Genomic DNA, 25,358 nt, shown 5'->3' on the forward strand with positions numbered 1-25,358 from the left:
CACTCACAGTAGGTGTCGGCGCGGCGCTTGCGACCAGCGCCGCAGGTGTTGCGAGTGCCGATACTGGTGGCTCCTCCAGTTCACCGTCATCAACGTCGTCGGGCGGACAGACAACCAATAGTGCGACTTCCAGCACCGATACCTCGAAGCCGGCGCACGTGGTGAGCAATGAGACGACCAATCTGGCAGGCGTGTCTAACGCCTCGAAGAACAGGACCGAGTCAAAAGGTGCAGAAACCGACTCGTTATCACCATCTGCTCCGTTGAGCAGCGGCGGTCTTGTGCATCATCCAGCCGGAAGTGGAGGCAAAGATCAGCATTCGGTCGCCGACGCTGACACTGACGTCGCGCGGTCGGTCGCCGATAGCGCGCAACCGCTGACGCAGTCAATGCATCGCGCCGATGATGTCAGCTCGGGCGCGCCCGACAGGACGTCTGGCGATAACACGGGGACATCGGCTAAGAAGACCGCGATCTCTGATTCCACACAGTTCAGTTCTGCCGCCGGAAATGCAGGTGTGCGCTCTACCGAGCCGAAAGCAATCGGGATGGTGGCCGCTTCGGCGACCGCCTTAACCGCACCGGGCGTGATTGCGACGATCCCCGTCGGCAGCGTCTCCGCGGGGAGCTATAACGGAGGCGGCGCCACGGCAATAACTCCTGATAGCAAGCTCCTTGCGGTTGCAAATTATGAGGCTAACAGCATCCAGTTCATTGATACAGCGACGCTCACGAGTACTGCCCCGCTTCCTGTTCTACATCCGGCCGACATAATCATTAGCCCCAATGGCAAATATATGTACCTCCGAACAGTGCCGGTACCGCACGGCGGCGCCGAGCCGCTCGGTGATGTGATCGGCCTAGACATATCAGACTTGTCGAATTTGTCGCCGACTGGCGATGCAATCGTGGATAAGCGCGGTCCGAGTTCGCTCTTATTTTCTCCAAACAGTTCAAAATTATACGTGGTGGATCGATTTAGCAGCGACGCGGTTTACAACACGTATGGCAACTCGTCATTCATTCCGTCATCCAAATATAGCGCTTCGGTGTATACGGTTGATCCGGCCACCAATTCGGTCATATCACCAAGCGTCACGGTTGGCGGTCGGCTGACGAACGCACTTCTGAGCAAAGACGGCCAACACCTATACGTGACGAGCAACTTCTATAACGACGATGGGGTTGTTACGTCGGCGCGGTTGACGGTTCTCAACACGGAAGATAACACGATCGTTGCCACTGTTCCTCTTGCAGGAACGTTGGACGCCGGATCGGCCGTAGACCAAGCAGGTACACGCCTATATGTGAACGCCAGTAACGCCGCCGGCGATCGGGGCCTTACCGTTTTCAATCTTTCTAATGACAGTGTTCTGACAACGCTTCCGGTCGCCAGCACAGGGAATTTAGTCTTGTCACCTGCAGGAGATCGTCTATACGCAATCGCCTCTGATTCGGCTGGACCGGGTCAACTGTTCGCCATCGATGCGGCCACTAATAGCGTTATTGGTCACCCGGTACCGCTAAATACCACCGCAATGCAAATGCAAATCAGTCCCGACGGGAAGTATCTTTACGTTCAGTCCTATTATGCAAGCGAGTCAGATACTCAGCATAGCGGTGTGACCGTCATTGAAGCTGAATCCGGTCAGGCGATCGCGAATTTTGCCGTAGGGGCGATTCCCGACGGCATTCTCGTTAGCCCGGACGGGATGCGGATTTACGTGACGTCCAGGGGTGAAGTGGCCGTCATACAAGCTCCGGCCGACAGTTCCGACTCCGGGGGAGGGTCTGGTGGAGGCGATAATTCTGGCGGGGGCAACACCGGAAACGGTGGTCTCAGCGGATTCATTGACCTATTCCTGAACCCCATTAATGGAGTGTTCCGTCAAATAGCGGGTATTGCAGACTCTGCGTTGGATGTTATCGGCGATGTCGGTGCTCGCGCGGTTCCGATCGCCGTGACGGCGCTACGCGGTGCATTCGGGATTGTTTCATCTGCGATCGATGTATTTTCCGGAACGTACGAAGGCACCCACGGACATCCCGTAAGCGGCACCCTGACCATCCTTGGCGGATTGGCAGGTGCCACCACGTTAGGGCTTACACTCGCGGTGGGTAGCGGTTTCGTTGTTGCCGCTCCGGCAATCCCGGTAGCCGCTGCGGTAACGATAGGCCTTGGTGCGCTGGCATTCCTAACCAATTCATTTTTCGGTCTGTAGTTCATCAGTTACCTATTGATATAGGGCGTGTCGGTGTGACTTACCCCGTATTTGTGGTGGAGTCACGGGTTCGGAATGGATGAAGGTGGTGTGAATAAAACGCAATAATCATGCTACAATGCAAACATAAAAACATGCAAAACGATTCTCTGACTCCTGACCAATCTGACGTCAATAACGCAGCCGCGCAAGACGAGCATCTTCCCGACCGCTGGTATAAGCGCTCAGACGAGCGTTACGAGTTCATCTCCAAATTTCGCAAAATAGGCCTTGTCACTATTCTCTCGATCACTGTCGCTCCGATTGCTTTGATCTTGCTCTGTACTGGAACCGTGTACTTTAGAAGCCGTAAATCAGGATTTGTGTATGAGTGGACAGCAAGCATGCGCGTTTTGTGGGCATTATTCATTGTCTCGATCATATTGATCACCATCCGAATTATTGCAATGATTGCGTAATAGTCTGTGGTTTTCATGGGATCCACGGGAACCACGCTGTCCGGCACGTTCAAAGGGACGGTTGACAATACGTTGGCCGTCAGCCAAGTTCATACCCTCGGCGTGAACGATACGGCCTACAAGACCACGGTGACTCTGACAAACGTTTCCGGAACAACGCTAACCGACGTCGAGTACATGCGATCATTCGACCCGGACAATACACGGGCGCTGGGTGGATCGAATACGACCGTCAATACGGTTCTCGCGGAGTCGACGACGGACAAGTACTCGCTGGTGACAGCAACGAGCCTGCCTGGCGATCCATACGAGACGTTGACGGGCAAGCAGCTGACAGTTTTCTACTACACCAAGGACCCGCGCGCCACCGTCTATGTCGGTGGCTTCACGAACTCAAACCCCTACGATTTCGACGACTTAGGGCAAGCGGATTGCTACACGAAAACATCAGACGATGCGATCGGCATCGTGTTTAAAGCGGGCAACCTGGCACCTGGCCTGGCAGCGCGTCCCGGAGCGCCTGGTAGGCCTGCGCCGAGATGCGTTTCATACCACCAATTGTTCCATTGCAAGCAAACGACCCCGGGCATCATGCTCGGCGGGTACGCCAATCTATCGATACTTGCAACGCTGTCCACAAGTCCAAACGTCCGCAGTCGCAGCTGGCGGCCACGGTACCGAAGAGAGTTTAGCGACGGGCGCCGAACAAGGTGAGGGCTGCCGCAATCGCTATCAAGAGCGCCCCGACACCGAATATGAACATCGTCGACAGCCCCCACACGCTTAAGCCGTGCACATCAAGGTGGGTGTCTCGGTAATCGGCAGTTATGTTTATGCCGATGATGCCCGCGGTTGCAACGACCAACCCCGCGATGGCAATTGTGAGTATTGTTTTATAGCGCTGACGACGTCGGCCCCACACCGCGATAATTAAGGTCAAAATAATTAGTGGAACGATAATCATTTACTTATTCAAGAATATCACGGATTGCATTGGCTAAAAACGGTCGGCCAGAAGCCGACGTTCGGGCGGCTTGGTTCGAGATGCCACTCTGTGCGGTCGCGGGTCCACCAAAAGCTTGCGTGGCAGGCCCACTGATTCCACCCACTCCAGTATTGGTCGCCGCCCCAGTTGAGATTCGCCTTGTGATACAGCTCGTCGAACGAGCCCTGAACATTGGCAAACGCGGCGAAGAAGCCACACGTGGTTGGGGTAACTGCCAGCGCTTTGACACCGCCGCGGTCAATCCACTTCCATGATTCGATGTAATCCCCGCAAGGAGAATTGACTGCCTTTTGGACGTCGCCTTGATTGGCGGAGCGATCAGGCGCGGGCACGGCGGCTTTATGCAGGTAGTCACTGCATCGCGGAACACCTGGTGTCCACCCGTCGGCGCTTGTCTTGAGGAAAGCGTTCGGCAACCAGGCCCCATTGTCGAGACGATCCCATACGTCAATAACCTTGTCGCCGTTACCGACAGGCTGGCCTTGTTGCTCACAAACCACGGTTACCCATGCTCCGTCACCTAAGGCAGCGCCTACCTGTCCGGAACCCATGGCCGGTGCGCTCTGCGGGTAAATGCCGATCCCAGTCCATTGCACCTGTAGACGGGTATCAGCAGATGCAACTGGCATCGAAATGGCTGCCAGAAGCACGACGAGAGTTGCCAGGATGGCAGTCGTGCCTTTGATGCGACGGATCACAAAAGCCCCCACGTCTGTGTAATCGCTCCGTGCCGCGCACGGTCGCAGCCGAGTTTAACGGCAACTGGGGAGAAGTGAGTGGTCCGGAAGATGGAGCTTTCGTTTCGGATTAGGTCACCAGCGCGTAGTCGAGGGGAGCCGGGGGTCGGATGCGTGCATGGCTTCGCTGGCAGCAAGTCCCATTGTCAGGCTCCCGGGAACCAGATGGGGAATCTCGGGCGCAGCTATCCCGACTGAAACCCCTTGGGGCTAAACGGAAGATAGGACCGGTTACTCATCGAATAGATTTTCTTGTCCTGTTGACGGACCGGAAGCTGCACGCGGCGGCTCTTCTGGGGCGTCTCTTCAGACATTTCCCACTTGTCCGGAATGTTGTAGCCCTCGAAATCGATCTCGATGCCGTCGACCTCGCCATCGCTCTTCAGCTTCGCCAGCTCCGAGGTCATCCGCTTCATAGCGTTCAACGACTGCTCGATTGGCAGATAAATCGCCACTTCTACCGAGTCCTTGCTGAAGCAGAGTATTGATCCCGGCGCACCCATGTAGCGACGTCTGGCGACCGCCCACAACGATCCGATGGCCGCCGCGATGTACCGCGTGACCGCAACGTCGCGCTGGGGGTTGGCGTCGGCAATCGAGAAGAACCACTGCTTCTCGTTCTTCTTGGCGGTCGGGAACCGCAAGCGGTGAAGGAATGCGTGGAGCGCGCCGCGGTGAATCACGATATTTTTTTCACCGACTGTCCATGTCATCTTGGACGACTTGTCGCTGAGGGCAATCGCGGTCAGGCCATGCTTGACGCCGTTGTACAGGAACGCATCTTGCAGGATGCGCAGGGCACAATCCCACAGCAGCCGGTCCACACCTTCGACTGACTGGTTGAACTCTTCCTGTGTCACTTCGATTGCCGCGTCGTTGGGGTCGCTTCCACCGAGGAACACTGTCGCGATCTGCTCGGGATTAAAGCCGGCCTTCAGCTCTGCACCTACTCGATCCTTGAACTCGTTGAAGTTCGTTGAGGCCGACATGCTTATCCACGGACATTCGGGGTGGTCGACATGGGCGAAGAACAGCCGCAGGAGGGCCTCTGAGGCATGGTGCACGATCATCATCGCTTCCATTTGGAGGTAGCGATCACGGTCATCGGCGCTTGGCAAGTCTCCCCCCGGAATGAACACGTCACCGATGCGCCGCTCAGATGCAAACGCCGACGCCAGTACCTCGTCGCTACACGCGACGAGCGACAACATGTTGATCCGCATGTTGATGAGGTCAGCCGGTCGGGCTGTGTAGAACGTTGCGTTCAATTCCGGAAATTGGCGAGTGTCCAGACTTCGACCCTGATCGTCCGGCTTGTCCCATGGCTTCGGGCCGCCGCGGTACTTACTCATGGAGAGAGCCTATGAGCCACGACCGACACCGATCCCTTGCACCGAACCGCGAGGCTTCCAAATAGACCGAAACCGGTTTTGAGAAGCGCAATTTTGGCGTCGCTGGGATTCTCCACCGCCGGGTATCGTTACTTGGAGCGCCGAGCAAACCTGCTGGGCCTGCACATGCTTGAGTGCCGCGGGTCGGCAGTAGGCAACAATGAAATCAAGCGCTGCGGTCAAGTCATTCTCGTCCTGGCCGAGCGGATCAAAGACTGACTTCACGGCAGAATCGTGCGGCAGGAATTGACTCTCGCTTTTCGTCCTTTCGGACTCGTCAGCATGGACACATCCATGGAAGCGAATATGACAAGCAGACATGGGTCAGAAAACACACGGTGCGGCCGCGGCTCTCAGGTTTTCACCCATGGCCACTTGCCAGATTCGCTCGGCTCGTCAACAACTGCTGATCAGCCGCTGGTGCTCGGGAAAGTACACGTCGGTGTAGCCGTTACGAAGCCGAAGGGCGCTTCGTCCGTGTCTCTCCATGTATGCCAGCAAGGCGGAATGATCACCAGGTTGCGCTCGAAGGGCATCGACATCCAGCACTTGTCCGTCGATGACGTACGAGCAACTGCATTTGATGTGGCCGCTTTTGGTTTCGATCCGTCGACGCCCAACTGGAATGAAGGCCGTCAGGACGTCGTAGTACATAAACATCGTCGTATTGCCTGAAGCGTATCGCACATCTAGCTGGGGATCTCGAACATCGACCTGACGCGTTCCGTAGCCGCCACCAAAATGGTCATGGTCCGTGTAGACGACGTATGTTGCCACACTTATATCGTGCTGCATTGTTCATGCTCTCTCCACATCTCTAGCGGGGATGCCACTCGCCTCAGCGAGCGTGTGTCTTTCTATGCACACAAGATGAGGCTTCGGCTCTCGATAAAGAGACGGAGCCTCATTTTGTGCTGCCTGCTTGTCAATTAACGTCCCAGGAGTTCACCTCAACTTAGGACAGCTAAATAATAACACAAAACGCTTATGAAGTCAATGGTAATACGTCATTTTCGCAAACGCTTCAAAACAAACGGATGATCCCCCGTATTAAATATACTGACATCATCGGCAAGTGCCGTCGCTCCGGATCTGACGCTTTATGACATATACCGATGGTCTGCGCAGGCCGCAGCACTGACGTTGAACGGCCGACGGGTGCACCACAAAGCGGCGAGGAGCCGAAGCTTTGGATCAAGGACAACGGCAGCTCTCAGACACTCACATTCACGTTGGCTCTGCTGGAGCGTTCCGCTTCTCCTCCGACCTACCCGCGCCTGCGGCCACAACCCCAGGCAAATGGTTGTACCTGCTGTTCACGTACAACGGGGCCGACCAGCGGTGGGGGCTGCCTGCGCAAGATCGACAACTTCTGATGCCTACGCGACCACGGTCGAGGACGTCACGCTGGCGACGAACATGCCTTCCCCCTCGGAGATGGACCGGGATCAAACGGCTACGCCCAGATCACCCACGATGCCCAGCGGCGACCATTTCATGCGCCGCTATCACTAACTAAAGGGCTGCATCCGGCCACGTCGCCTCGCGGCGATTTGCCAGCTATCGCAGTGCGTTCCGCCGTATGCTGCTTCTCGACGGACTGGTCGCGCAGCCAGGCCATTATGGGGAGGTCTCAATTGTGAATCGGTTAGTGCCGATCCTTCAAAATGTTCCGGGGTTCATATCAGATCTACCTTCGCCCACGAATCCGATACCGTTTCTCTGGCTTGCCGAACAACTCGGAGATAAGCTCTTCAGCGGAGACGAATTGGCTGATATCCAGGAGAACCCAGAAATAATAGATGCCTTCAGCAGTGCCTTCTTTCCCGTCTGGCCGACAGAAGCTTGGCGGCAGGTACCGTATGGGTGGCAGGATGGCGAATTCTTGGGGGAGTCTGAGTGGTTCACGATGTTCCTTACTGACGAAACCGGTCAGCAAGGAATTGCCGTCCCGCAGAATACAGAAATATCTGACTTCGTTGGCGCATGGTTGGGTGATCCCCTCAACGCGCAACTAGTCGTGCTCGACCCTTTGAAGCGGGCGCTCATCCATTTTTCGCCGACTCACTGTGGTCCGCCGAGCTGGAACACGTGTAGTCCTGGGAAATGTGGCAATCCGTGTGAACTGACTGCGCTGAGCGACGCGAAGTGGGGCGAGGTCAAAACCTGTCGCTGCCTACACGGAAAGTGAGGGCAGCGGAGTGGGCGCACTACTGTTTGAGGCAGCTAACACCGTTCTTGCAAACCGCGTGACGGATTGGATTGCTCAGGAGTGGACGAAGGTCGTCATACCAGCCGCGATCGCAATCGTCCTTTGGTTTGGCACTACTCGTGTCAGTCTGCGTATATTTCGCAAGGGCGGCGTTATATGGGTAATGGGCGCGACGATCGATAGGCAGCGCCAAGGGATCAAATTACTGATTCGGAACATCGGGCGAACTACGGGTACGGTCAACCTTATCGCTCTATTCGAGCGTGATCATCGACAAAACGTTGTCTACGGTAAAGAGAAGGTTGAATTCTCGGGTTTTACAGGCGATAGTTTCCAACCATTTACGATAACCGCCCACAACAAGGCCATTCTCGTCATTAACGCCAAGAATCAAACGACGATACCCAAGCGCATAAGGATCCATGTCCATGCCGGGTCAAATGACGCCGCGAAGCTTAAACCCAAGAAGATGTTACGGCGGCAGTCGATATATAAGTCCGATCCTGTCTTTCCTCCCGACGCATTTTCCAAAAGCTAGTTCGAGGCAGCGGGCTTTCGGCTAGGCATTCGGGCCGCTCAAGCCTTTCTGCGGTTTCGAATCAACAGGGATGCAATAAGTGCAACGACTATTGCGGCCGCAAGCGGTACCAAAATCGTGAACGTGCCGCCGCTCATCACTTGCTCGAAGAGGCCGGTGTTTGGTGCGCCGACCGATTGGCCGGTGCAAGTGCCAAATGAGCCGGCGCCATAAGCATTATCGGTACTGTCACTACAGTTATAAGTTGCCATTCGTTTACTTCTCCAAATTTTTCTATTGCTACATTAGCACAAACATAATATTATGAACAGGAAATTAACACGAGGGTAAACATGTTTGGATTAGGAACGCCCGAATTAATCATTATCTTACTGGTTATATTGCTGCTGGTTGGCGGCCGAAAGCTTCCGGAGCTGGCCCGCAGCGTCGGCCAGTCGATGCAGGAACTTCGCAAAGGCATGGCTAGTGACGAAGCGAAGACTGCGAAGACCAGGAGGCACGAGGAAGCGTAGTGAATGCTTCCCCGATAGGGATAACAACAATCGTAAACAACGAAATATCGTATGACACTCAAGACTGAAATAGATGCAATTCTCAATAAACAGATGGACCGAAAGGGTTTTCTCAAACATCTGGCTATTAGTGCTGCCGCACTTGTCGGCCTTGGATGGGTTGTCCGGCTTAGCTCGCAAAAGCGACCGACTTCAGCCGACACTGGCTATAGCAGTGCTACCTACGGCGGCCAGGAGGGCCATCGGTAGTGGCCCGCCTGCCTCAACCAGGCGGCGACAGCGGCACGTGGGGCGACGTCCTTAACGATTATCTTTCACAAGCTCACAAACCCGATGGGTTGATCAAAGACAATGCGGTCACAGCCAACACGATCGCACCCAATAGTGTTACCAACACCGCAATTGCGAGCGACGCCGTCAATGCGACGTCGATTGCCGATGGCTCTATTACCAATGCGCTCATCACTGATGGCACCATTCAGGAAGCCAAACTCGCTGTAGCACTGCAGAACAAGATCGACAATCCAACCATCGCTGACGCGACAAGCTCCGTCAAAGGCAAGGTGCAGCTCGCAGGCGATCTCGGCGGAACTGCTGCCAGCCCAACGGTAACCGGACTTCAAGGGCGCTCGGTCAATAGCTCTGCCCCCGCTGATGGTCAGGTTCTTAGCTATTCCTCGGCTGGCAGCGCCTGGGTGCCTGCCACCGTCTCAAGCACCACCGTCAACGATGCAACCACATCTAGCAAGGGTATCGTCCAGCTTTCCGGCGACCTCGGTGGAACTGCATCGGCGCCAACAGTTCCCGGCCTCGCGAACAAGCTCGATACGTCGACTGCAGCGTCGACCTACGCCCCCAAAGCCAACCCCACCTTTACCGGCACCGTCACCGTTCCCACCCCTACCAACGGCACAGACGCGACCACCAAAGCCTATGTCGATAGCGCCGCTGCCAGTGGCACGCCTGACGCCACAAGCTCCACCAAAGGCAAGCTACAACTCGCCGGCGATTTGGCTGGCACTGCTGCATCTCCTCAAGTCGCCAAAATCCAGGGGATTGCCGTTTCTGGTACACCCATTAGCGGACAAGTCCTGACCGCTTCCAGCGGCACTGCCGCCAGTTGGAGCGCCCCAGCCAGCGCGCCCGTGACCAGTGTGGCTGGGAAGACCGGCGCAGTCACGCTGGCAAGCACTGACCTGACGGACCTTTCTATTGCTTCACCTGCCAACGGCCAAGTTCTCACGTTTGACGGCACCTCAAGCAAGTGGAAGAACGCGGCCATTGTCCCGGCCGCGGACGCGACGACGACCAGCAAGGGCATCGTTCAGCTCGCCGGTGACTTAGGCGGAACAGCATCCGCCCCAACGGTTCCAGGTTTAACGGCCAAGGAACCAACCATCACCGCTGGGACCACCTCTCAATATTGGCGAGGTGACAAATCATGGCAAGCCTTGGATAAGACAGCTGTTGGGCTCGGCAATGTCGATAACACCAGCGATGCCAACAAACCGGTCTCTACTGCAACCCAAACGGCCCTCAACGGAAAGGTCGCTAAAGGTGAACTTATCTTCAATGTCAAAGACTATGGTGCGACCGGAGATGGCACGACCGACGATACGGCCGCTATCAACGCCTGTGTGTCAGCGGCAACGACTGGGACGCCAAAGGGTGCAGTGTTTTTCCCGCCAGGAGTCTTCAAGATCACATCGATGCTGAATTGGATTATCCCAGGTTTGACGGTCGTCGGATCCGGAGCTGCCGAACCGAGCCAAAGTAGCAATCAGACAGTCATCTTACAGGCCACCAGCAATACCCAGATCCTCTCGATCGGGGGTCATCATCAGAACATCAGCGGCCTCGTGTTGCGCTATCAATCGCAACAGCCGAGCACCTCAACCAATGCGATCGGCATCGGTTTTGGTGATAACACGAGTAACGGTGACGTGTTTATGTCACGGCTAACTGACATCACGATTCTCTATGCGGCTGTGGGGATCCGAATTAATCCCGGCGTCATTGACTATGCAGGAATATTCTCCAGCGTGTTCGAGAACATCCATATTCTCGGATTCTCGATCTCGGGTATCGATCTGCAAGCAGCCAACGGCACCGGTGGGGCGAACGCTACTGGCGTGGTGTTCAACAATATCTACATTCACAACAATTCAGGCGGCACCCGGCAAAGTGCGACTGGATATGGATTGCGTCTGGCGTCGTGGGACGAGGTGGTGTTCAACCAGCTCAACATCGAGCACCAGATCGACGGCTCCGGCGGCATCGGGTTGTCCAACGTTGGCAACGCCGTCTTCAACTCCACGCATATGGAGGGGTTGGAGCTGACGGCAGACGGCAAGCCCCAGGTCGTGATTTCCAGTTCCCGAGCGGTGTTCAATGGGTTCTCGACCCGGTACAGCTTCTTCTCGGGGTCTGGCTCTAATCCGGTGTTCAAATTTCTCGGAACCTTCGGCCATCTGATCGTCAACGGATTCAATGACGCGTCCAGCACCATCACTACGCCGTCGCGCCCGTTCATTGACTTCGGTACTGCCACTGGCTGTTACGCCCGGATTAACCACGGCGGCAATCTCGGCCAGACGACGACCAAGACCGTCGGCGGGGATAGTTCTGATACGGCTATTTTTGATGGCGATGGTGCCGCTTCGGCATTGAAGCTCACTACTGCCCGAAACATCAACGGCGTGGCCTTCGACGGCACAGCCGATATCACTGTCGCCGATGCCACTAAGTTGCAGAAAACCAACAATTTGAGCGATGTCAGTAATCCCGCCCTTGCCCAACTGGGGCTCGGGATCGCCAAAAAAGCTGGCATGGTCTGCGATGCTCAGCGTGTCTACGGCGCCGCTATCACCTCTGGCTCCAATGTCATCACGCTCCCCGCATGGGCACCGGCCATTCAGTCAAGTGATATTGGGAAGCCATGCGTCATCACAGGAGCTGGCGCAGTCATTGATGCTTCGGTTCAGATCAATACAACAAGTAGCTCTACCTCGGTCACCGTGACTTCTGGTTCATGGCCGTCGCAAATTCTCACCAACTTCCAGTATCCGATCTCGGGTACCGGCATACCGGCTGGTGCATCGATCACCATCACCTCGACCACCGCGGGGACACTCAGTGCCAACGCCACTGCCACTGGGACCCCCACAGCACTTTTGATAGCGCGCAGCCAAACGCTATCCCAGAATCAGTACGCGCCGCTCGTCGGCTTCATTGGGGCTGGCTCATCGGGCAGCACCATCAATCTCGTTACCACCTCGGGTGGATCGACCCCGGCGAACGCTTCTCAAACCGTCACTGCGTCCGGTTCACAAAACCCCAGCACCTTCGGCTCCAACGCGCCAACACCAGTAGGCACTTGCATTTGGGGTACCGATGACACGACGGCTTTTCAGCAAGCCGTCTACAACGCAGCCGCTCTCGCCTCAAGCGCAGGCCCGGCCGTCAGCATCCCGTTTGTCTTGCCGGGGCGTTGCGTCATTTCGTCGTCAATCCTCTGGCAAGATTCATCAGGCAATCCAGCCCACGGAGTCTCATTGCACGGCTACGGGCACAAGGTTTCCAGCATTCACGTGATCGGCGCACCGACGCAAGGAGCGATTCAAAAAGCCCCCTCGAATCAACACTTTGAAGGGGTGACATTCGCCGACTTGGAGATTGACGGTAGCGGGCACAGCGCCACATCTTATGTCGTGGGCTACAAAGGCCTGGCTTTCGACACCGGTATGCACATGCGCTATCGAAACCTCTACGTGCATGACTTCCCGGCTACCGGTATTGCCGCCGACGACAACGTCGACACCGTCGGTACGGCTTGCGAGTCAGCCAACAACGGTCGTCTGCAAAATGGCTTCATGCCTGGCGGTTCGGGCTTCGGTCATGCTATCGACATCTTCACCCAAGAAACGGCGAGCTGGGTTAATTGCATCGCCCGGTTGAACGGCAACCACGGACTGTTCTTCGAGAACAACACCAACACTGTGGTTGGTAGCTCACGTGGTGCCAGTGTCATCGGCGGGCAGTACTACCTGAACTGGAATGACGGCATTAGCGATTCCGGTGCGGGCAGCCTCACGGTGATTGGCGTTCAACTGTTCCAGAACACTGGTGACGGCTTTGCAGTTCGGGGGCCGTCGTTTACCGAGACCGGCATGAACGTTGGACAGCAGGGATTAGTGAGCGGGTGCCAGATCTTCCGAAATGGTGGCTCGGGCATTAACTTCAAGCCAACGAACACCGGCGGCACTGGAACCCCCGTCTACACAGGCCTGTACACGTTCACGGGTAATCGAATCTGGACCAACAGTTCCTGCGGCGTACGTATCCAGGTCGGTTCCGCATCCACCATGGCCAACATCTCGATCACCGATAACGACATCCTCACCAACGTTTCACCTGGCATCCTATTGAATTATTTCGGCTCAACCGGGGCCGTGGTAACCGATCTGGACATCATCGGTAACCGAATCATCGGTAACGGCACCGGCAATACGGCCGGTTCTGATGATGGCATCACCGTGAATACATCTGTTACGGGCTTGAGAATAAAGACCAACACCATCACTGGCTCGAAGGGCTATGGCGTCAACATCGGTGCGGGCTACACGTCGGCTGTGATCACCGGTTTCAGCATGTTTGGGAATGACTTCACCGGTTCAGCCGCCAATACCTCTGGAGCTCTCAGTGTCAATGCTGGGGTGACCAAGACCGTTTGGGCGCTGCGGGGCAACTCTGGTTACAACCCAGTGGGCTCATCTGTGCCGGGCACTGCATTCGCTTTGGCCGCATCGACCGTGGCGTGGACAAACAATACTGGCGTCGACGTCACCCTCTACGTCACGGCGGCAGGCACTGTTACAGCCGTCTCGGTTAATGGCGTCGCGGTGTCAGGGACTCTGGCAGTAGGCGATACGTACCGTATCGCTGCTGGCGGAACGTTCACCGCCACGTATTCGTCTGCGCCGACACTAGTTGCGGTAGGCGACTAGTCTTCGTCCAGCTGCGGGCTCACTACTATGACCTTGCGGTCGTAGGGCTACACCAGCCGCATTCAAGATGCCGAGGGTCAAGCGGGTGAAACCAGAACGATCGTCGCTCACGGTGTTGGGTGAGCCCGTTGCGTGGCGCGTTCCACCAGGCGTCGTAGGCGTGGCTCATCGGGGCTACCGGCGTAGCAGTCGACCCAGGATTGCAGACGCAAGGCGACGTTCGCGCGAAGCGATACACGCGCGAGTACTGCGGCATAGAGCAAGTCCTCGATGGCGCTATGCGGTTCGCCCGCACCGATTTTCGCGATAATACGCACACGTTTTGCTGAATCACTCCCCGCCGACACGGCGTCGATCAAGTCCCACGCGAGATCAGCTTCCTGCCATCGGTTCATGGGTCAGGCAGTTCTGGGCGGGCTACCGGCGGCGCGGACGGCCGCGACCAACTAATCGAACAAATCGTGTACATCGTGGACCTCACCATGCGGCCCGGTATCGTACGTGACGTACCAGGGTTTCGTGCCGTCGCGTCGCGCCGGACCGCTGCCGACGACCCGCACGCGGACCGGCCATTCATTCGTCGCGCGAAGGGAATTGATCACCTGTCGGCGCGCCAATGAACGCACCGTGTGCTCGGGGGTGCTTGAGGGAAGCAACACGGTCATGGTGCCTGTGCGATACGGCTCCTCGACCATAGACAATTGTCGCAGCGAGCTGCCCACGCTGCACTTCGGAGACCCGCCGGGCACGCAACTGCCATGCCGAGGTGTCCGCCGCCGTTTGGACGAGGAAACATCAATGCTGGCTTTTCCAGAACCGACAAGTGGCCATCTTGTACCGAGATGTTGTGTCTTCGACGAGAACCCGTTCGAGGGCTCCTACTAGTCGATGACTTCCGCTCCTTGCTTCACAAGGTAGATGGCCGTCGCAAACGTCACGCTCGCGACGAACATGATCTCTGCGTCGATGATGGACCCGGGGTCAAATGGCGACGCGGAGATGACCCATGATGGCTGGTTCTCGCGCGTTACGCCACAGCAAGGTACGTCTTCGCCGGATCGAGACCCCGCGGTGTTTCCCTGCGCGATCGCGTCGGCTTCCTGCCTCAACAGTTCCAGGAATTGTTCGGACGGCGGCGCACTGTACGGCGAAGGACGCTCGTATCGGCGCTTGAACCAGCGCATCGGAAGCCCCTTAGCACTAACGACCGGTTTAGCTCGCATTCAGCGCCGCGGCAGTGCTTTTCAGTATCCCGCACGGCGGTTGAACGCAACCGGCTTGGCTCACCCTCCTAGCCGCAGTCGCACATGGCCTGGTTGCAACCGGGGGTATAGCGGTAGACGCGAGTGACATCAAAAACTGCCATACACAAGCCTTTTCGTTATGCGCAGCCTCGGGAGCCCCAAAAAGTCGTCTGATCAGGCAAAACATCGAACGACATTGTTGCTCAATAGATTTGATATAGGAACGGGTCCGCGCGCTCCGCATCACCGCTCGTGCGACTCCCGGGGCTGAAGATGGCCTGCTTGGACACCAGGACAACGACCCACTCGTTGCCGCCGCACTCGGACTCCCAATTCCAAATAAGGGTGGGCTCGTTGCGGCACGTGTAGTGCCAGGCGTCGCCGGGACGGAAGGCTAGCGTCGCCGAGATTGGCGGTGAGCTGTGGACGGTTGCCAAGCCTGAAGATCCTGAAGAGTCAGTGGTTACGGCGTCGGAGGTGCCGCGTGGGCGGGCCACTGACTGATCTCCAGACTTCGAGTGGTTGCTTACCTTCGGAGGAGGTAACAGACCAGCTCGCTATAGGGCGTGGTCAATTGCCACGGAGTCATTGGACTTCCCGTCGACTTCGCGAGGATGTCGCGGTCATTGGTGAGATCGGCGCGTTGACGGCCCCCGACGTTCTGACCCGGTATCCGGCCCGGCTCCTCTGCCTTGGTGAGTTCACCCCCGCCTGCGATTGCCATCGGGCGGCCCGGCCAGGATTGGGCTAGTTTTCCGAGTCGCCCGATGTCAATACCTGCAGCACCGAACGCGAAACGCTGGCCTTCTGCTGCTTCGCGCGGGATCCGTGGCAAACGGCTGGCAGGAGTAGACTTCGCGGCACGTGGTCCCGGCGCACTGGGACCCAACCCGCTGGAGGCGGCCATGCGAATTCTCCAACCACAGACCCCGACTCCTGAGCAGCTGAAGATCGTCAGCGACAACCGGCCCGGCGTGATGTTGATCAAGGGAGCCGCGGGCAGCGGGAAGACAACGACGGCGCTACTTCGCCTTCGACAACTCTCCACGTATTGGTTGAACCGCAGGGATCGGATGGGGTTGGAGGATCCGGTCCGCATCCTCGTTCTTACGTTCAACAAGACCCTCGAGGGGTACATCGCCCAGCTTGCGAGCGACCAGGTCACGGGTAGCTCAGCTCTTCACCTCGAGGTATCGACGTTCAGCAAGTGGGCTGTACATCTACTCGGTCTACCCGATATCTGCGGCGACAGGATGTCCGAGCAGTTGCTGAAGCCTCTCCTCGTCGGATTGCCGTACAGCGACGAATTCCTCATGGAGGAGATCAGCTACATACTTCATCGGTTTCCTCCCGATCACATCGAGGACTACATGACGGCGACTCGCACGGGCCGGGGGATCACGCCGCGCGTCGAGAAACCGTTGCGGCGCAGGCTGATCGACGACGTGATCCTTCCCTACAACGCGAAGAAGCTCGACGAGGGAGTTCTCGATTGGAACGATGTGGCTGTGGCCGCCGGATTCGTGTCCGGAGTGCCGCCCTGGGACGTCATCATCGTTGACGAGGCCCAGGACTTCTCCACGAATCAGGTCAGGACTATCTGGCACCACCTTGCCAAACCCGGGTCGTTGACCTTCGTGATGGATGCGGTGCAGCGGATCTACCCGCGGTACTTCAGCTGGGGGGAGGTAGGCATCACCATCGATCCGGCGCGCACTCACACACTGAGGTCGAACCACCGCAACACCCGGGAGATTGCCGCCTTTGCGCGGCCCCTCGTTGAAGGATTGCCACCGGACGACGACGGTAATCTCCCCGACTTCGATGCATGTACGAGATCGGGAGACAAACCGGTGGTCTTCGTCGGCAAGTACGGCGAGCAGATCGACGCGATGCTGAATCGACTGTCGAGCACGGTGAAGGCCGGCGACTCAGTTGCCTTCCTGAAGCCGAAGGGCGGCGCCTGGTTCACCGAACTCAAGGGCCGCCTCCATGCGGCACAGATCCCATTCGTGGAACTCACCCGCAACAGTGTCTGGCCGACCGGCCCCGAAGCGATCGCCGTGTGCACCCTCGCGTCAGCAAAAGGGCTCGAATTCGACCACGTCGTCATGCCCGGTCTGGCTGCCAAGGTGACCCCGCACGGCGTCGAGCCCGGAGACGGCCAACTTGATGGGCACCGTCGCCTGATCGCGATGGGCGTCGGCCGCGCCAGGAAATCTGTGATGCTCGGTTATAAGCCCGGCGAGGAGTCGACCGTGGTGTCACTGCTCGATCCGTCGACTTACGAGCAGGTGATGTTGTGAGCGCGACCGTACCGACGTCGAGCTCGGGGGGCCCTCCTGCAATCGATATCGATCATGAGGTGGCCGCGCTGATCGCCGAGCGGGGCATCACCGAGGTGTTGCACTTCACTACGGCTCCGAACGGTCTGGTCGGCGTCTGTGCGACCGGCGCTGTTCTATCCCGCGACCGGTTGGAGGAGGAGAAGTACATTGAGCACATATACGCGCCGAACTGCGCTTCTCGACTGAAGGATTCAGCGTGGACGGACTACGTCAACCTCTCTATCAGCCAGGTGAACAAGTACATGCTGGACAAGTCGTCAAAGGACTGGCACCCGCCTGAAACTGGCATGTGGTGGACCGTGCTCAGTTTTGATCCGATGATCATGGCGCACGAGGGCGTGCATTTCACCACGACCAACAACACATATGTCGAGACAGTCAAGCGGGGCACGGGCCGAGATGGGCTTGAGGCCTTATTCGCCGACTCCATGCAGTGGGGCCACTATTACACGCGCATTCGCCGACGGGCCGACATGCCTGCGCACCTCCCGACCCACGATCAGGCCGAGGTGTTATACCCGCACGCGGTGTCCTTGGAGTATTTGCGTGGCATCTATGTTGCGGTGGAAGACCACATCGACGACGTAAAGACCTGGATCCAATTCTTCTCTGCCGCAGAGGGAGTGGCCGTCACACACCGACCGGATGTGTTCGCATGAGCTCCAAATCGGGAGCTTCGATTAACAGCTCTGTCCACGTGGATCGGGTGACACGTTCAGCGCTGTGGGCGGCATGGGCCGATGCGCTCGGATTCATCAGTGAACTCACCGACGAGCGCGGATTACGACGCCGTCTTGGCAAGCACGGGCCACAGCTTGCCCTTCCTGTCGAATGGCGCCGTCGGGTGGGTGGCCGCTTCGGGGCGGAGGCAGTTCTGCCGGCGGGCTGCTATTCCGATGACACGCAGCTTCGGCTAGCGGTCGGACGCGCGGTGACGGGCAGCGGTTTCGATGTTGAGGCGTTCGCGCGGGTCGAGCTTGCGGTGTGGCCGTCGTACGCGCTAGGCGGTGGTCACTCCAGCAAGGCCGCCGCAAGGAACCTTGCCAAGCCCGACGCTGCCTGGTTCGCCAACTTCTATGACGGATGGACCAATGGAGGCGGAAATGGTGTTTCCATGCGCATCCAGCCTCACGTGTGGGCGGCTGCGGACCCTGCCGGGCACGCACTGTATCTCGGGGATGTCCTCGTCGACGCCGTCACCACGCACGGCCATCCCCGTGCATTGGTTGGGGCGATACTTCACGCTGCCGCACTCGGCGAGACCCTGGCCACTGGCACTGTGCCGGGACCAGGGCGGTGGCCGAGCCTACTGTCCAGAACTATGTCTGCCGTTCAGCTCATCGATCGGTACCCCGAGATCAACGGGATATGGCGGCCATCGTGGGAGAGCCAGGTCGGCATGTCGCTAGCGGAAGCCTGGGCTGATGTGTCGACCGAGTGCGAGAAGATGCTTGAGCTGGCCGCTGACGCTCTAGGAGTCGACGCTCATGGTCATGGGGATGCGACTGACCTAGACGCGCTGGCCGCAAGCTACGTGAACTTGGTTCATGGGCTTGGTCTCAAGAACGAGGAGATCCGTGGCAGCGGTCTACACACGGTTGTTGCGGCGCTCGCACTATCGGCAGCGGTTGGCCCTGATGTGCGGGCTGCTGCCGTCACCGCTGCGCGCGCCATCGGCACCGACACTGACACGATCGCCACCATGGCGGCCGCGGTATCTGGCGCTGCGGACGGCGCCGATGACGCACCCGAGGTCCTTGACGGCGATTACATCGCCGCAGAAGCGCAGCGACTTGCCAGTATCGCTTTGGGTGAGCCGACCAAACGGTTCGCCTACCCCGATCTGCTGGACTGGGAGGCGCCCCGTACACAATCCGATGCATGCGGACTGGCCGACGACCGCCCCGCCCTAGCGGGGCTCGGCTGGTGCGAACCCATCGCCGGACTAGAGCCAGCCGAGTTCCAGAACAACATATGGCGCTGGATGAGAACCGACTTTGGACAGACCGTCCTGCTAAAACAGCGCTTACAGCTTCGCCAACTTCCGGCAGGCGCGTGGCCCGCACGCCGCGTCGTAGTCGATGTGGCGCGACGGCAGGGCACCATCCTCGATGTGGCTGAGGGCGATGTCGCAGCCATGAATACCTCGGAAGCCGCTGAGCGGCGGCGAGATTCACGGCGTGGCGGTCCTCGAGAACAGCGTGGCAAGGATGACACTGGGACTGTGAGGACCGCGGTGGCCAGTCGTCCCGAAACCGAAGTACGGCGTGAGCCCGTAGTTCCCGAACAGGGTGACCGGCCGCGCGGCCGCGACATCAATGTCGATCAGATCTTCGGGTGGGTCGCACACAGGAAGTTCTCGCCGGAAGCGCTCGGGTACGCGTTGCGTCAGCTAGCCGTGCACGGCACCGTCGAACAGGTCGTTGCATTTTCTGTTCTCGTTCACCAGGCAGCCCAACGCTCTGGGCGAGGGGATGGAATCACGACTGTCTGACGAATGCCGGGCAATTGTTTTCGTACGCTTCGTGGCGGCCGTCTATGCCACGGTCCTGATTGACCCGAGAAGCGAGATGAACGCAGCGGCTTCACTCGTGAGCCACGCGTCAAAACCATTGCGGCGGCGCTTCATTGCCACATGTAGCTTTCCGCGGCGGACATCGAACACGGCTGGACATCGCCCGCTGTCGGAATGCGTAATCTCCATCAAGCGGACAGCAGCCTGAATACCATCTCGCGACAGCTCGGGCCCCTTCAGATACGGCCAGACGAGGTACTGCTCGTCTCGGTGATGCCAGGTGAACTGCGGTGACACTCGAACTTCGAGGCCTTCGCTCTGCCAGACGCGCGGCTGCGAGAACACTCCAGCTTCTTCTTCGCGCGCCAACGAACCCACCCGACAGCCAGTTCCTCGTAGTGGGTCTTCTTGCTCGGCATCGTGCACTCATCGATCGCCCGGCGGACCCGGAGCGGGTCGTCGCCGTTCGCGATGCCTTCGGACAGCGCGGTGCGGAACTGGCGGTAGAAATCGTGACCCGGCTCGTAACCACCGAACTCATTCGTGATGACGTTCTGTACCGCCGTGATGCGACCACTGGACATGGCCGAGGCGAACTCGGCGAAACCGCCCAAGCCAATTCGCGGAGGCTTTCGTTGAGTCACGTTCAGCCCTTCGGGGGAAAAGGATCGTTGCCGGGGTCGACGGTGTTCGAGTCACGGATCTTGCCGTCACGCCCGTGAACCCTGACTTCGCCGCCGCCACTGTGACGGAACACGATGGCAACCGCCAAGTCCCTATTGGTTACACGGCGAAAAGGGAAGGCGCATAACCTCAGTGAGCGCAACTATGCTGCACATCGTATGGAACCAAACGTAAGCTCCGCAACGCCGCGGCCGGGGCTACGCGTCGAGCGTTCCTGGCCGTACGAATCGGCAGCCGAGCTCGACCGCACAAATCGATTCGGGCACGTGGTGCACGTATCAACAAGGTCCTCCATGCTCTGGGAGAACCTACGCTCTGATGCACGCCGCACCGGTCGTAAGGGCGCCCTGGTGAATTCGGCTGTGTGCCAGTCCGTTTCACGCACATGGCCAGCCTCACCAACGAAGGCATGTGGTGCGTCCTTCAACGGGCTGTCGAAGTAGACCAACTCTTCGGTGGCGCGTAGTCCCAAGTCAGAGTTCTGCTGCGGCATCTTGGTGCGAGAGACATCGTCATTCAGGCCTGTGGATGAGGTTGCTTCACGGCGACCACTGTTCCGGTTGATTCGCTGGATTCGATCGGCCTATGCCTTAGGAAGCCACTCGTATCACGTCGCTATCTCGGCGGCACTGCACTGAGTACCCGTCCTGCTCCGCTGCAGTAGCTGTGGGCATCGCGCACCCCCACCCGTTGAACTGAGCGGCCAGCGTGTTGCCCGTCTTGATGAGTCCGGTATCGCTGAAATATCTATTGATGACAGAACTCGCTTCGTCGCAATTAATATCACCTGACACGATGGTCACGGCCTTGTAGCTATCCGTATCTGGGAGACGGACCGTGCCGCACTGCGATCCGCTGCCTACAGCAGGAGGTTGTTCCGCGACGCCTTCCGATGGCGGCATCGACGGAGAAGTCTGGGCCGACTGGCCGACAGGTGGTTTGCCACCTGAACCAAAAACCACAACCGAAAGAACAACGGTGACAACAATGATTACTGCGGCGGCCACCCCCCCAAGCGCCCATCGAGTCGCGTTTGACGTCTCGGACGACTTAGGTGCCAGCGTATGGGGAGGTGGTAGCGGGTTTTGGAGCGGTCGCGGAGGATTCGAGTCGGTCCGCTCGGCGCTCCCCACGACATGCCCGGTAGTCGGAGTTTCAAACCGGCCGGCCGATTTGGGGTAGGTCGTATCAGGGACCCCGCCCACGTCGCCGGCTAGCCCGGTCCTAAACGGAGCGAAGTCACCGCTATCTGTGTGTACGCTATCCGATGCCTGAAGGTGCTCGTGCGCAAGGCTTTCCGGGGGAGTGCTGATTGGCGGTCCCGACGCCTGATGCTGAAGTCCACTAATGTGGCTACCCGCGTCGTGCGCACGCTGGTCGCTCGCCGCGGGGGGCGGGGTAACGGGTGGTTGCACCTCTAGCGGCCCGGGCGTGGCCTCGGCCTGGCCGGTGCTGCTTTGTTTCTCCTTAGCCATTTTGACGCCGATCAGAATCACACCGATGCCGATGACCATCATGCCCAACCCGGCGATAGCACTTGTCGTGCGGGCAATGATCATGCCGACGATCGCCAGCGCAACTCCGGCAATCCCCACGTAGTTGATCGGAGTCACAGGCCTTCCAGCAGCTTTGTCAGCCCGGCGCTGCTGCACGGCACCGAAGAGCCTTTGGACGCTCCGCCCTAGGCGCACTGGCCCGGTGACAAAGCGCCATACGGCCCAGCCCGCTCCCAATACGAACAGCGCACCAAAGAACAACCCCACGAAGTTCATACATGCCTCCCAAGGTCAGGTCCGTCTAGCAGATCATCCTGCTAACAGGGCATCGAAATCAGCGAGTCGATGCCAGCTCATGTGATCACTGCACAGTGAAGTAGTCACGACGGCTGGTCGCAACGCGTGTTAGTTAAAAGGTAACTGGGGGCAGAGGTACTTTTGAGCGACAGCGCTCTCATCTTCCGATTTCCCGTCCGCGCTTTGGGGGGCCGATTCGTTCGGCGACTGCTGACGTAGTAGCGCCAATGAGCTTGATCATGTCTCCCTCGATCACCCCAACCATGACTCGCTCGGCGGGTCGCCGCGCTCTAGTCCTGTCACGAACTTGAGCAATCCGCCGACCGCCACCGCTTCCCCCTTCTCCACGCAGGGATTTGCACGAGATGCGTACCCCGGCCGCGTCGGAACACTGCTCCCGAAGGGCCGCTGTCGACGTCCTTATAGCCGGGCGATGGCAAAACGTTACAGAACACGAAGCCGTTACGCCCCAGGAGGAACCCAAATGAGGGCAAATCTTCATCGCCGTCCTCCGAAGAAGACCGCAATCCTTGTTGTGATCGCGGGTCGGCGGATTCGTCACGGTGGTCATCGATCTGAGTCCGGTACTTGATAGCGCCGGACGTGCGCAGCTGTCCGCTGCACTGATTCAAAAGTATGAAGAGGCGGACGCTGTACAGCGACCGTCGGCTATTGGGTCTTGAAATTTGACCAGACGACGCCCTGGTCGATCGTCGAGCCTGGGTTGCTCGCGCAGTGGGCTGTAACCTCGTCAGACGCCACAGTAACGTTCATGACGTAATCACCAGCGGCGGCGTTGTAGTGATGATTGGCACCCGGGTTGATACCGTGCGCGGTTAGGAGATCACTCACCGCGCTCGTGTTCGCAGCGTATTGCGCAGCGTTCGTGTTCACGGTGTTGTACGTGGAGCAGCTCATCGATGATCCGCTGCTGCTGATTCCGCGGTGACCGCATCCCGCGACTGTGGCAGCCACCGCGATCGCAAGTACTAAGGATGCGGTACATCGGGTGTGCATCGTTGCCTCGTCGTGTCGAGTTCGTCGGACCGGTGTGGATCGTATCCGACCAGATCGATAGATCGCTGTCGTTCGTTCGGACGAACAGCGAGAATCCCAACGCGGCGGTCGGCAGCGGCGAGGACTTGAGCGCCCGGCTTTGACGCGGCTATAGCCCGCTGTTGGTTTGATTTCTTTCATCGTTGCCCCCTTCGTGAACTTGACAGTTCGTCGTCAGAGACAGCTGCTCCGACCGTCCCTGGAACGACTGATTTCCCAACGCTTCTAAGCCAGCATTCTTTGGCGGATCGCCTACGGCGCGACTGCCCAACCCAGGTAGGTGTTTCCTGGATAGGTCAAGGGCACCTCACGGATCTTCGGTGCCTTGTAGTAGTTCGCCGTGATGAAATTGCCGTTACCTTCACTGAGCATCACGTGCCCGGCGCCCCCATCGAATCGGGGGTCGCTGGAGAACACCAAGGCGCCAGCCGGCGGATTGGTATCGGTGTGAATCTTGCCTTGGCCCTTAAGCGTGTTGTAGAAGTCTAGGGCTGTTCCGCCGGGCCACTTCGTAGCGTAGGCGGCTTCGACGAACTCGAAGCATTGGATGGAACTGTTCGGGTTGTTGGCCATTTGGTTACGCGCCCAACCCAAAGCGTTGGCGACTCGGTCACCATCTTGGGCCGTCGGCGCCGGGGCTGGCGCTGGGCCGCTGTTCCCGCAGTCGGGTGCCACGACATCCAGTGTGCCGGTTTCGATGTCGACGTCGGCGACGAAGTTACCGTCAGATGTCTTGTACCACAAATTGTCCCAGCCGCCATTAGGGATGTTGAAGCTGAAATATCCCTTGACGGCCTGGCCGCGTCGAGAGCACACGAGGGTCAGATGGTCGCCCGCGTTGTACCAACCATTCTGCTGAGAGTTGAGATTCGCATCTGACATCCGTTGCGTGTGCGTCTTCACCGTTGCTGAGGCGTCGGCATGGGCCGCACCGGTTCCTGTTGCAGCGCAGGTGACGAGCAGACCGCTGGCAATCCCCATCGTGAGAATCCTGCCGACCGACATTCGTTGACCCCCCATCGGTTCGAGCGCCCGTGCAACGAGCGCAGCGACCCAATACCTGCAGCCTCCGGCATGGTCGCCATGTATGAGGACATATACCTGCTACGCCGCGAAGCGTTACATTGGCCGCGGCACCCGGAGGTGTGACATATTCCGCAGGAAGACGCTGTCCGTTCGGCATGTACAAACACGGCTGGCATGCTATGCCTGGGCAGGCCAGGGATTGACCGTGGTTACGGCACCGTGGGGTCGGCTCGGATTGGCCCGGATTCCGAGTTCGGTAGCGTGCCTCGCTCCCCACTTCCGTACGCGGGTGGGGCGCGCGATCCGCGACCAGTACGGGCGCCGCCGGGACAGCGACGACGGGAAAGCCCGGAACCGCCGAATCCGGGTTTGACCGACCTTGCCGCCGCTACAGCCGTGGTGGGGGCCGCCGGCGCGATGCTAAGCCGCCGGTTCAGCGTCGCTGGCGGTGTGGTGGTCGAAGGCCACCGGCGAGAAGTCGCCGATCTGGTGTGGCGCCGCAGTGGGCTGTACCACGCTTCGATCCACTCGAAGATCGCCTGGGGCAGTTGATGTTTGGTATCCCACCGCGCCGTTTCGAGCAGTTCACGCTGCCTTGGGGGCAAGTGCC

At 58.5% G+C, this 25,358-nt stretch carries 21 protein-coding genes; 10 read left to right on the forward strand and 11 right to left on the reverse strand.

Translation table 11 applies throughout. The features are described from left to right. Positions 1-161: 161 nt before the first annotated feature. The 3 genes from MYCSM_RS37070 (at position 162) to MYCSM_RS08475 (ending at position 3,394) form a co-directional block, all read left to right on the forward strand. On the forward strand, positions 162-2,222 hold the full coding sequence (locus MYCSM_RS37070) for a YncE family protein (protein WP_157681297.1): 2,061 nt from the start codon (positions 162-164) through the stop codon (positions 2,220-2,222). 134 nt (positions 2,223-2,356) lie between these two features. Then, a complete protein-coding gene (locus tag MYCSM_RS37075; protein WP_015305732.1) occupies positions 2,357-2,680 on the forward strand; it encodes a hypothetical protein in 324 nt (107 codons plus the stop codon). A 15-nt stretch (positions 2,681-2,695) separates the two neighbouring features. After that, positions 2,696-3,394 carry a hypothetical protein gene (locus MYCSM_RS08475; RefSeq protein WP_041311587.1) on the forward strand — a complete coding sequence of 233 codons (699 nt, stop codon included), beginning with the start codon at positions 2,696-2,698 and terminating at the stop codon, positions 3,392-3,394. Here MYCSM_RS08475 and MYCSM_RS08480 read toward each other — a convergent pair. The 4 genes from MYCSM_RS08480 to MYCSM_RS08495 all read right to left on the reverse strand — a co-directional run bounded on the left by MYCSM_RS08480 (position 3,369) and on the right by MYCSM_RS08495 (position 6,591). Continuing rightward, complete coding sequence (locus tag MYCSM_RS08480) at positions 3,369-3,644, reverse strand: hypothetical protein (protein ID WP_015305733.1); 276 nt, start codon at positions 3,642-3,644, stop codon at positions 3,369-3,371. The genes MYCSM_RS08475 and MYCSM_RS08480 overlap by 26 nt on opposite strands. A 17-nt stretch (positions 3,645-3,661) precedes the next feature. Continuing rightward, positions 3,662-4,384 carry a DUF2599 domain-containing protein gene (locus MYCSM_RS08485; protein ID WP_085976560.1) on the reverse strand — a complete coding sequence of 241 codons (723 nt, stop codon included), beginning with the start codon at positions 4,382-4,384 and terminating at the stop codon, positions 3,662-3,664. 224 nt (positions 4,385-4,608) lie between these two features. Further along, on the reverse strand, positions 4,609-5,775 hold the full coding sequence (locus tag MYCSM_RS08490; RefSeq protein ID WP_015305735.1) for a hypothetical protein: 1,167 nt from the start codon (positions 5,773-5,775) through the stop codon (positions 4,609-4,611). Between the two features lie 435 nt (positions 5,776-6,210). Next, positions 6,211-6,591 carry a hypothetical protein gene (locus MYCSM_RS08495; protein WP_157681298.1) on the reverse strand — a complete coding sequence of 127 codons (381 nt, stop codon included), beginning with the start codon at positions 6,589-6,591 and terminating at the stop codon, positions 6,211-6,213. Between the two features lie 1,424 nt (positions 6,592-8,015). Between MYCSM_RS08495 and MYCSM_RS08505 the strand changes: the two genes are divergently transcribed. Continuing rightward, positions 8,016-8,564 (forward strand): hypothetical protein, encoded by a 549-nt coding sequence (locus tag MYCSM_RS08505; protein ID WP_157681299.1) that lies wholly within the window; start codon positions 8,016-8,018, stop codon positions 8,562-8,564. Between the two features lie 38 nt (positions 8,565-8,602). Here MYCSM_RS08505 and MYCSM_RS37080 read toward each other — a convergent pair whose 3' ends face one another. After that, on the reverse strand, positions 8,603-8,815 hold the full coding sequence (locus MYCSM_RS37080) for a hypothetical protein (RefSeq protein ID WP_015305738.1): 213 nt from the start codon (positions 8,813-8,815) through the stop codon (positions 8,603-8,605). 81 nt (positions 8,816-8,896) lie between these two features. Here MYCSM_RS37080 and MYCSM_RS08510 point away from each other — a divergent pair, with 81 nt between their 5' ends. Together MYCSM_RS08510 and MYCSM_RS08515 are read left to right on the forward strand one after the other, a co-directional pair. Further along, on the forward strand, positions 8,897-9,076 hold the full coding sequence (locus MYCSM_RS08510; protein ID WP_015305739.1) for a Sec-independent protein translocase subunit TatA/TatB: 180 nt from the start codon (positions 8,897-8,899) through the stop codon (positions 9,074-9,076). Between the two features lie 248 nt (positions 9,077-9,324). Continuing rightward, on the forward strand, positions 9,325-14,082 hold the full coding sequence (locus tag MYCSM_RS08515) for a glycosyl hydrolase family 28-related protein (RefSeq protein ID WP_015305740.1): 4,758 nt from the start codon (positions 9,325-9,327) through the stop codon (positions 14,080-14,082). A gap of 446 nt (positions 14,083-14,528) precedes the next feature. Here the strand turns inward: MYCSM_RS08515 and MYCSM_RS08525 are convergent, their stop codons facing one another. After that, on the reverse strand, positions 14,529-14,804 hold the full coding sequence (locus MYCSM_RS08525) for a hypothetical protein (protein ID WP_157681300.1): 276 nt from the start codon (positions 14,802-14,804) through the stop codon (positions 14,529-14,531). Positions 14,805-14,963: 159 nt separating this feature from the next. Then, positions 14,964-15,266 (reverse strand): hypothetical protein, encoded by a 303-nt coding sequence (locus MYCSM_RS08530; protein ID WP_015305743.1) that lies wholly within the window; start codon positions 15,264-15,266, stop codon positions 14,964-14,966. A 965-nt stretch (positions 15,267-16,231) separates the two neighbouring features. Here MYCSM_RS08530 and MYCSM_RS08535 point away from each other — a divergent pair. The 3 genes from MYCSM_RS08535 to MYCSM_RS08545 are packed head-to-tail and all read left to right on the forward strand — an operon-like array spanning position 16,232 to position 20,168. Next, entirely contained in the window at positions 16,232-17,632 is a 1,401-nt protein-coding gene (locus MYCSM_RS08535) for a 3'-5' exonuclease (RefSeq protein ID WP_015305745.1), read from the forward strand. After that, positions 17,629-18,333, forward strand: a complete 705-nt coding sequence (locus MYCSM_RS08540) for a DarT ssDNA thymidine ADP-ribosyltransferase family protein (RefSeq protein ID WP_015305746.1) — start codon at positions 17,629-17,631, stop codon at positions 18,331-18,333. The genes MYCSM_RS08535 and MYCSM_RS08540 overlap by 4 nt, the downstream gene beginning before the upstream one ends. Before the next feature lie 47 nt (positions 18,334-18,380). Then, complete coding sequence (locus tag MYCSM_RS08545) at positions 18,381-20,168, forward strand: ADP-ribosylglycohydrolase family protein (RefSeq protein ID WP_157681301.1); 1,788 nt, start codon at positions 18,381-18,383, stop codon at positions 20,166-20,168. Between the two features lie 257 nt (positions 20,169-20,425). On the opposite strand, the gene MYCSM_RS38105 is transcribed toward MYCSM_RS08545, so the two are convergent. The 4 genes from MYCSM_RS38105 to MYCSM_RS08560 form a co-directional block, all read right to left on the reverse strand. Further along, the gene (locus MYCSM_RS38105) at positions 20,426-20,833 is read right to left on the reverse strand and encodes a hypothetical protein (protein ID WP_015305748.1); all 408 of its coding nucleotides are present in this window, start codon (positions 20,831-20,833) and stop codon (positions 20,426-20,428) included. Between the two features lie 2 nt (positions 20,834-20,835). Next, positions 20,836-20,946 (reverse strand): DUF2188 domain-containing protein, encoded by a 111-nt coding sequence (locus MYCSM_RS38110; protein ID WP_232425744.1) that lies wholly within the window; start codon positions 20,944-20,946, stop codon positions 20,836-20,838. Positions 20,947-21,463: 517 nt separating this feature from the next. Further along, on the reverse strand, positions 21,464-22,486 hold the full coding sequence (locus MYCSM_RS08555; protein WP_157681302.1) for a hypothetical protein: 1,023 nt from the start codon (positions 22,484-22,486) through the stop codon (positions 21,464-21,466). Between the two features lie 1,488 nt (positions 22,487-23,974). Continuing rightward, the gene (locus tag MYCSM_RS08560; protein WP_015305751.1) at positions 23,975-24,703 is read right to left on the reverse strand and encodes a hypothetical protein; all 729 of its coding nucleotides are present in this window, start codon (positions 24,701-24,703) and stop codon (positions 23,975-23,977) included. A 414-nt stretch (positions 24,704-25,117) separates the two neighbouring features. Here MYCSM_RS08560 and MYCSM_RS37085 point away from each other — a divergent pair, with 414 nt between their 5' ends. Beyond that, positions 25,118-25,300, forward strand: a complete 183-nt coding sequence (locus MYCSM_RS37085) for a hypothetical protein (protein WP_157681303.1) — start codon at positions 25,118-25,120, stop codon at positions 25,298-25,300. The last annotated feature ends 58 nt before the right edge of the window (positions 25,301-25,358 follow it).

Source organism: Mycobacterium sp. JS623 (assembly GCF_000328565.1).
GTDB lineage: Bacteria > Actinomycetota > Actinomycetes > Mycobacteriales > Mycobacteriaceae > Mycobacterium.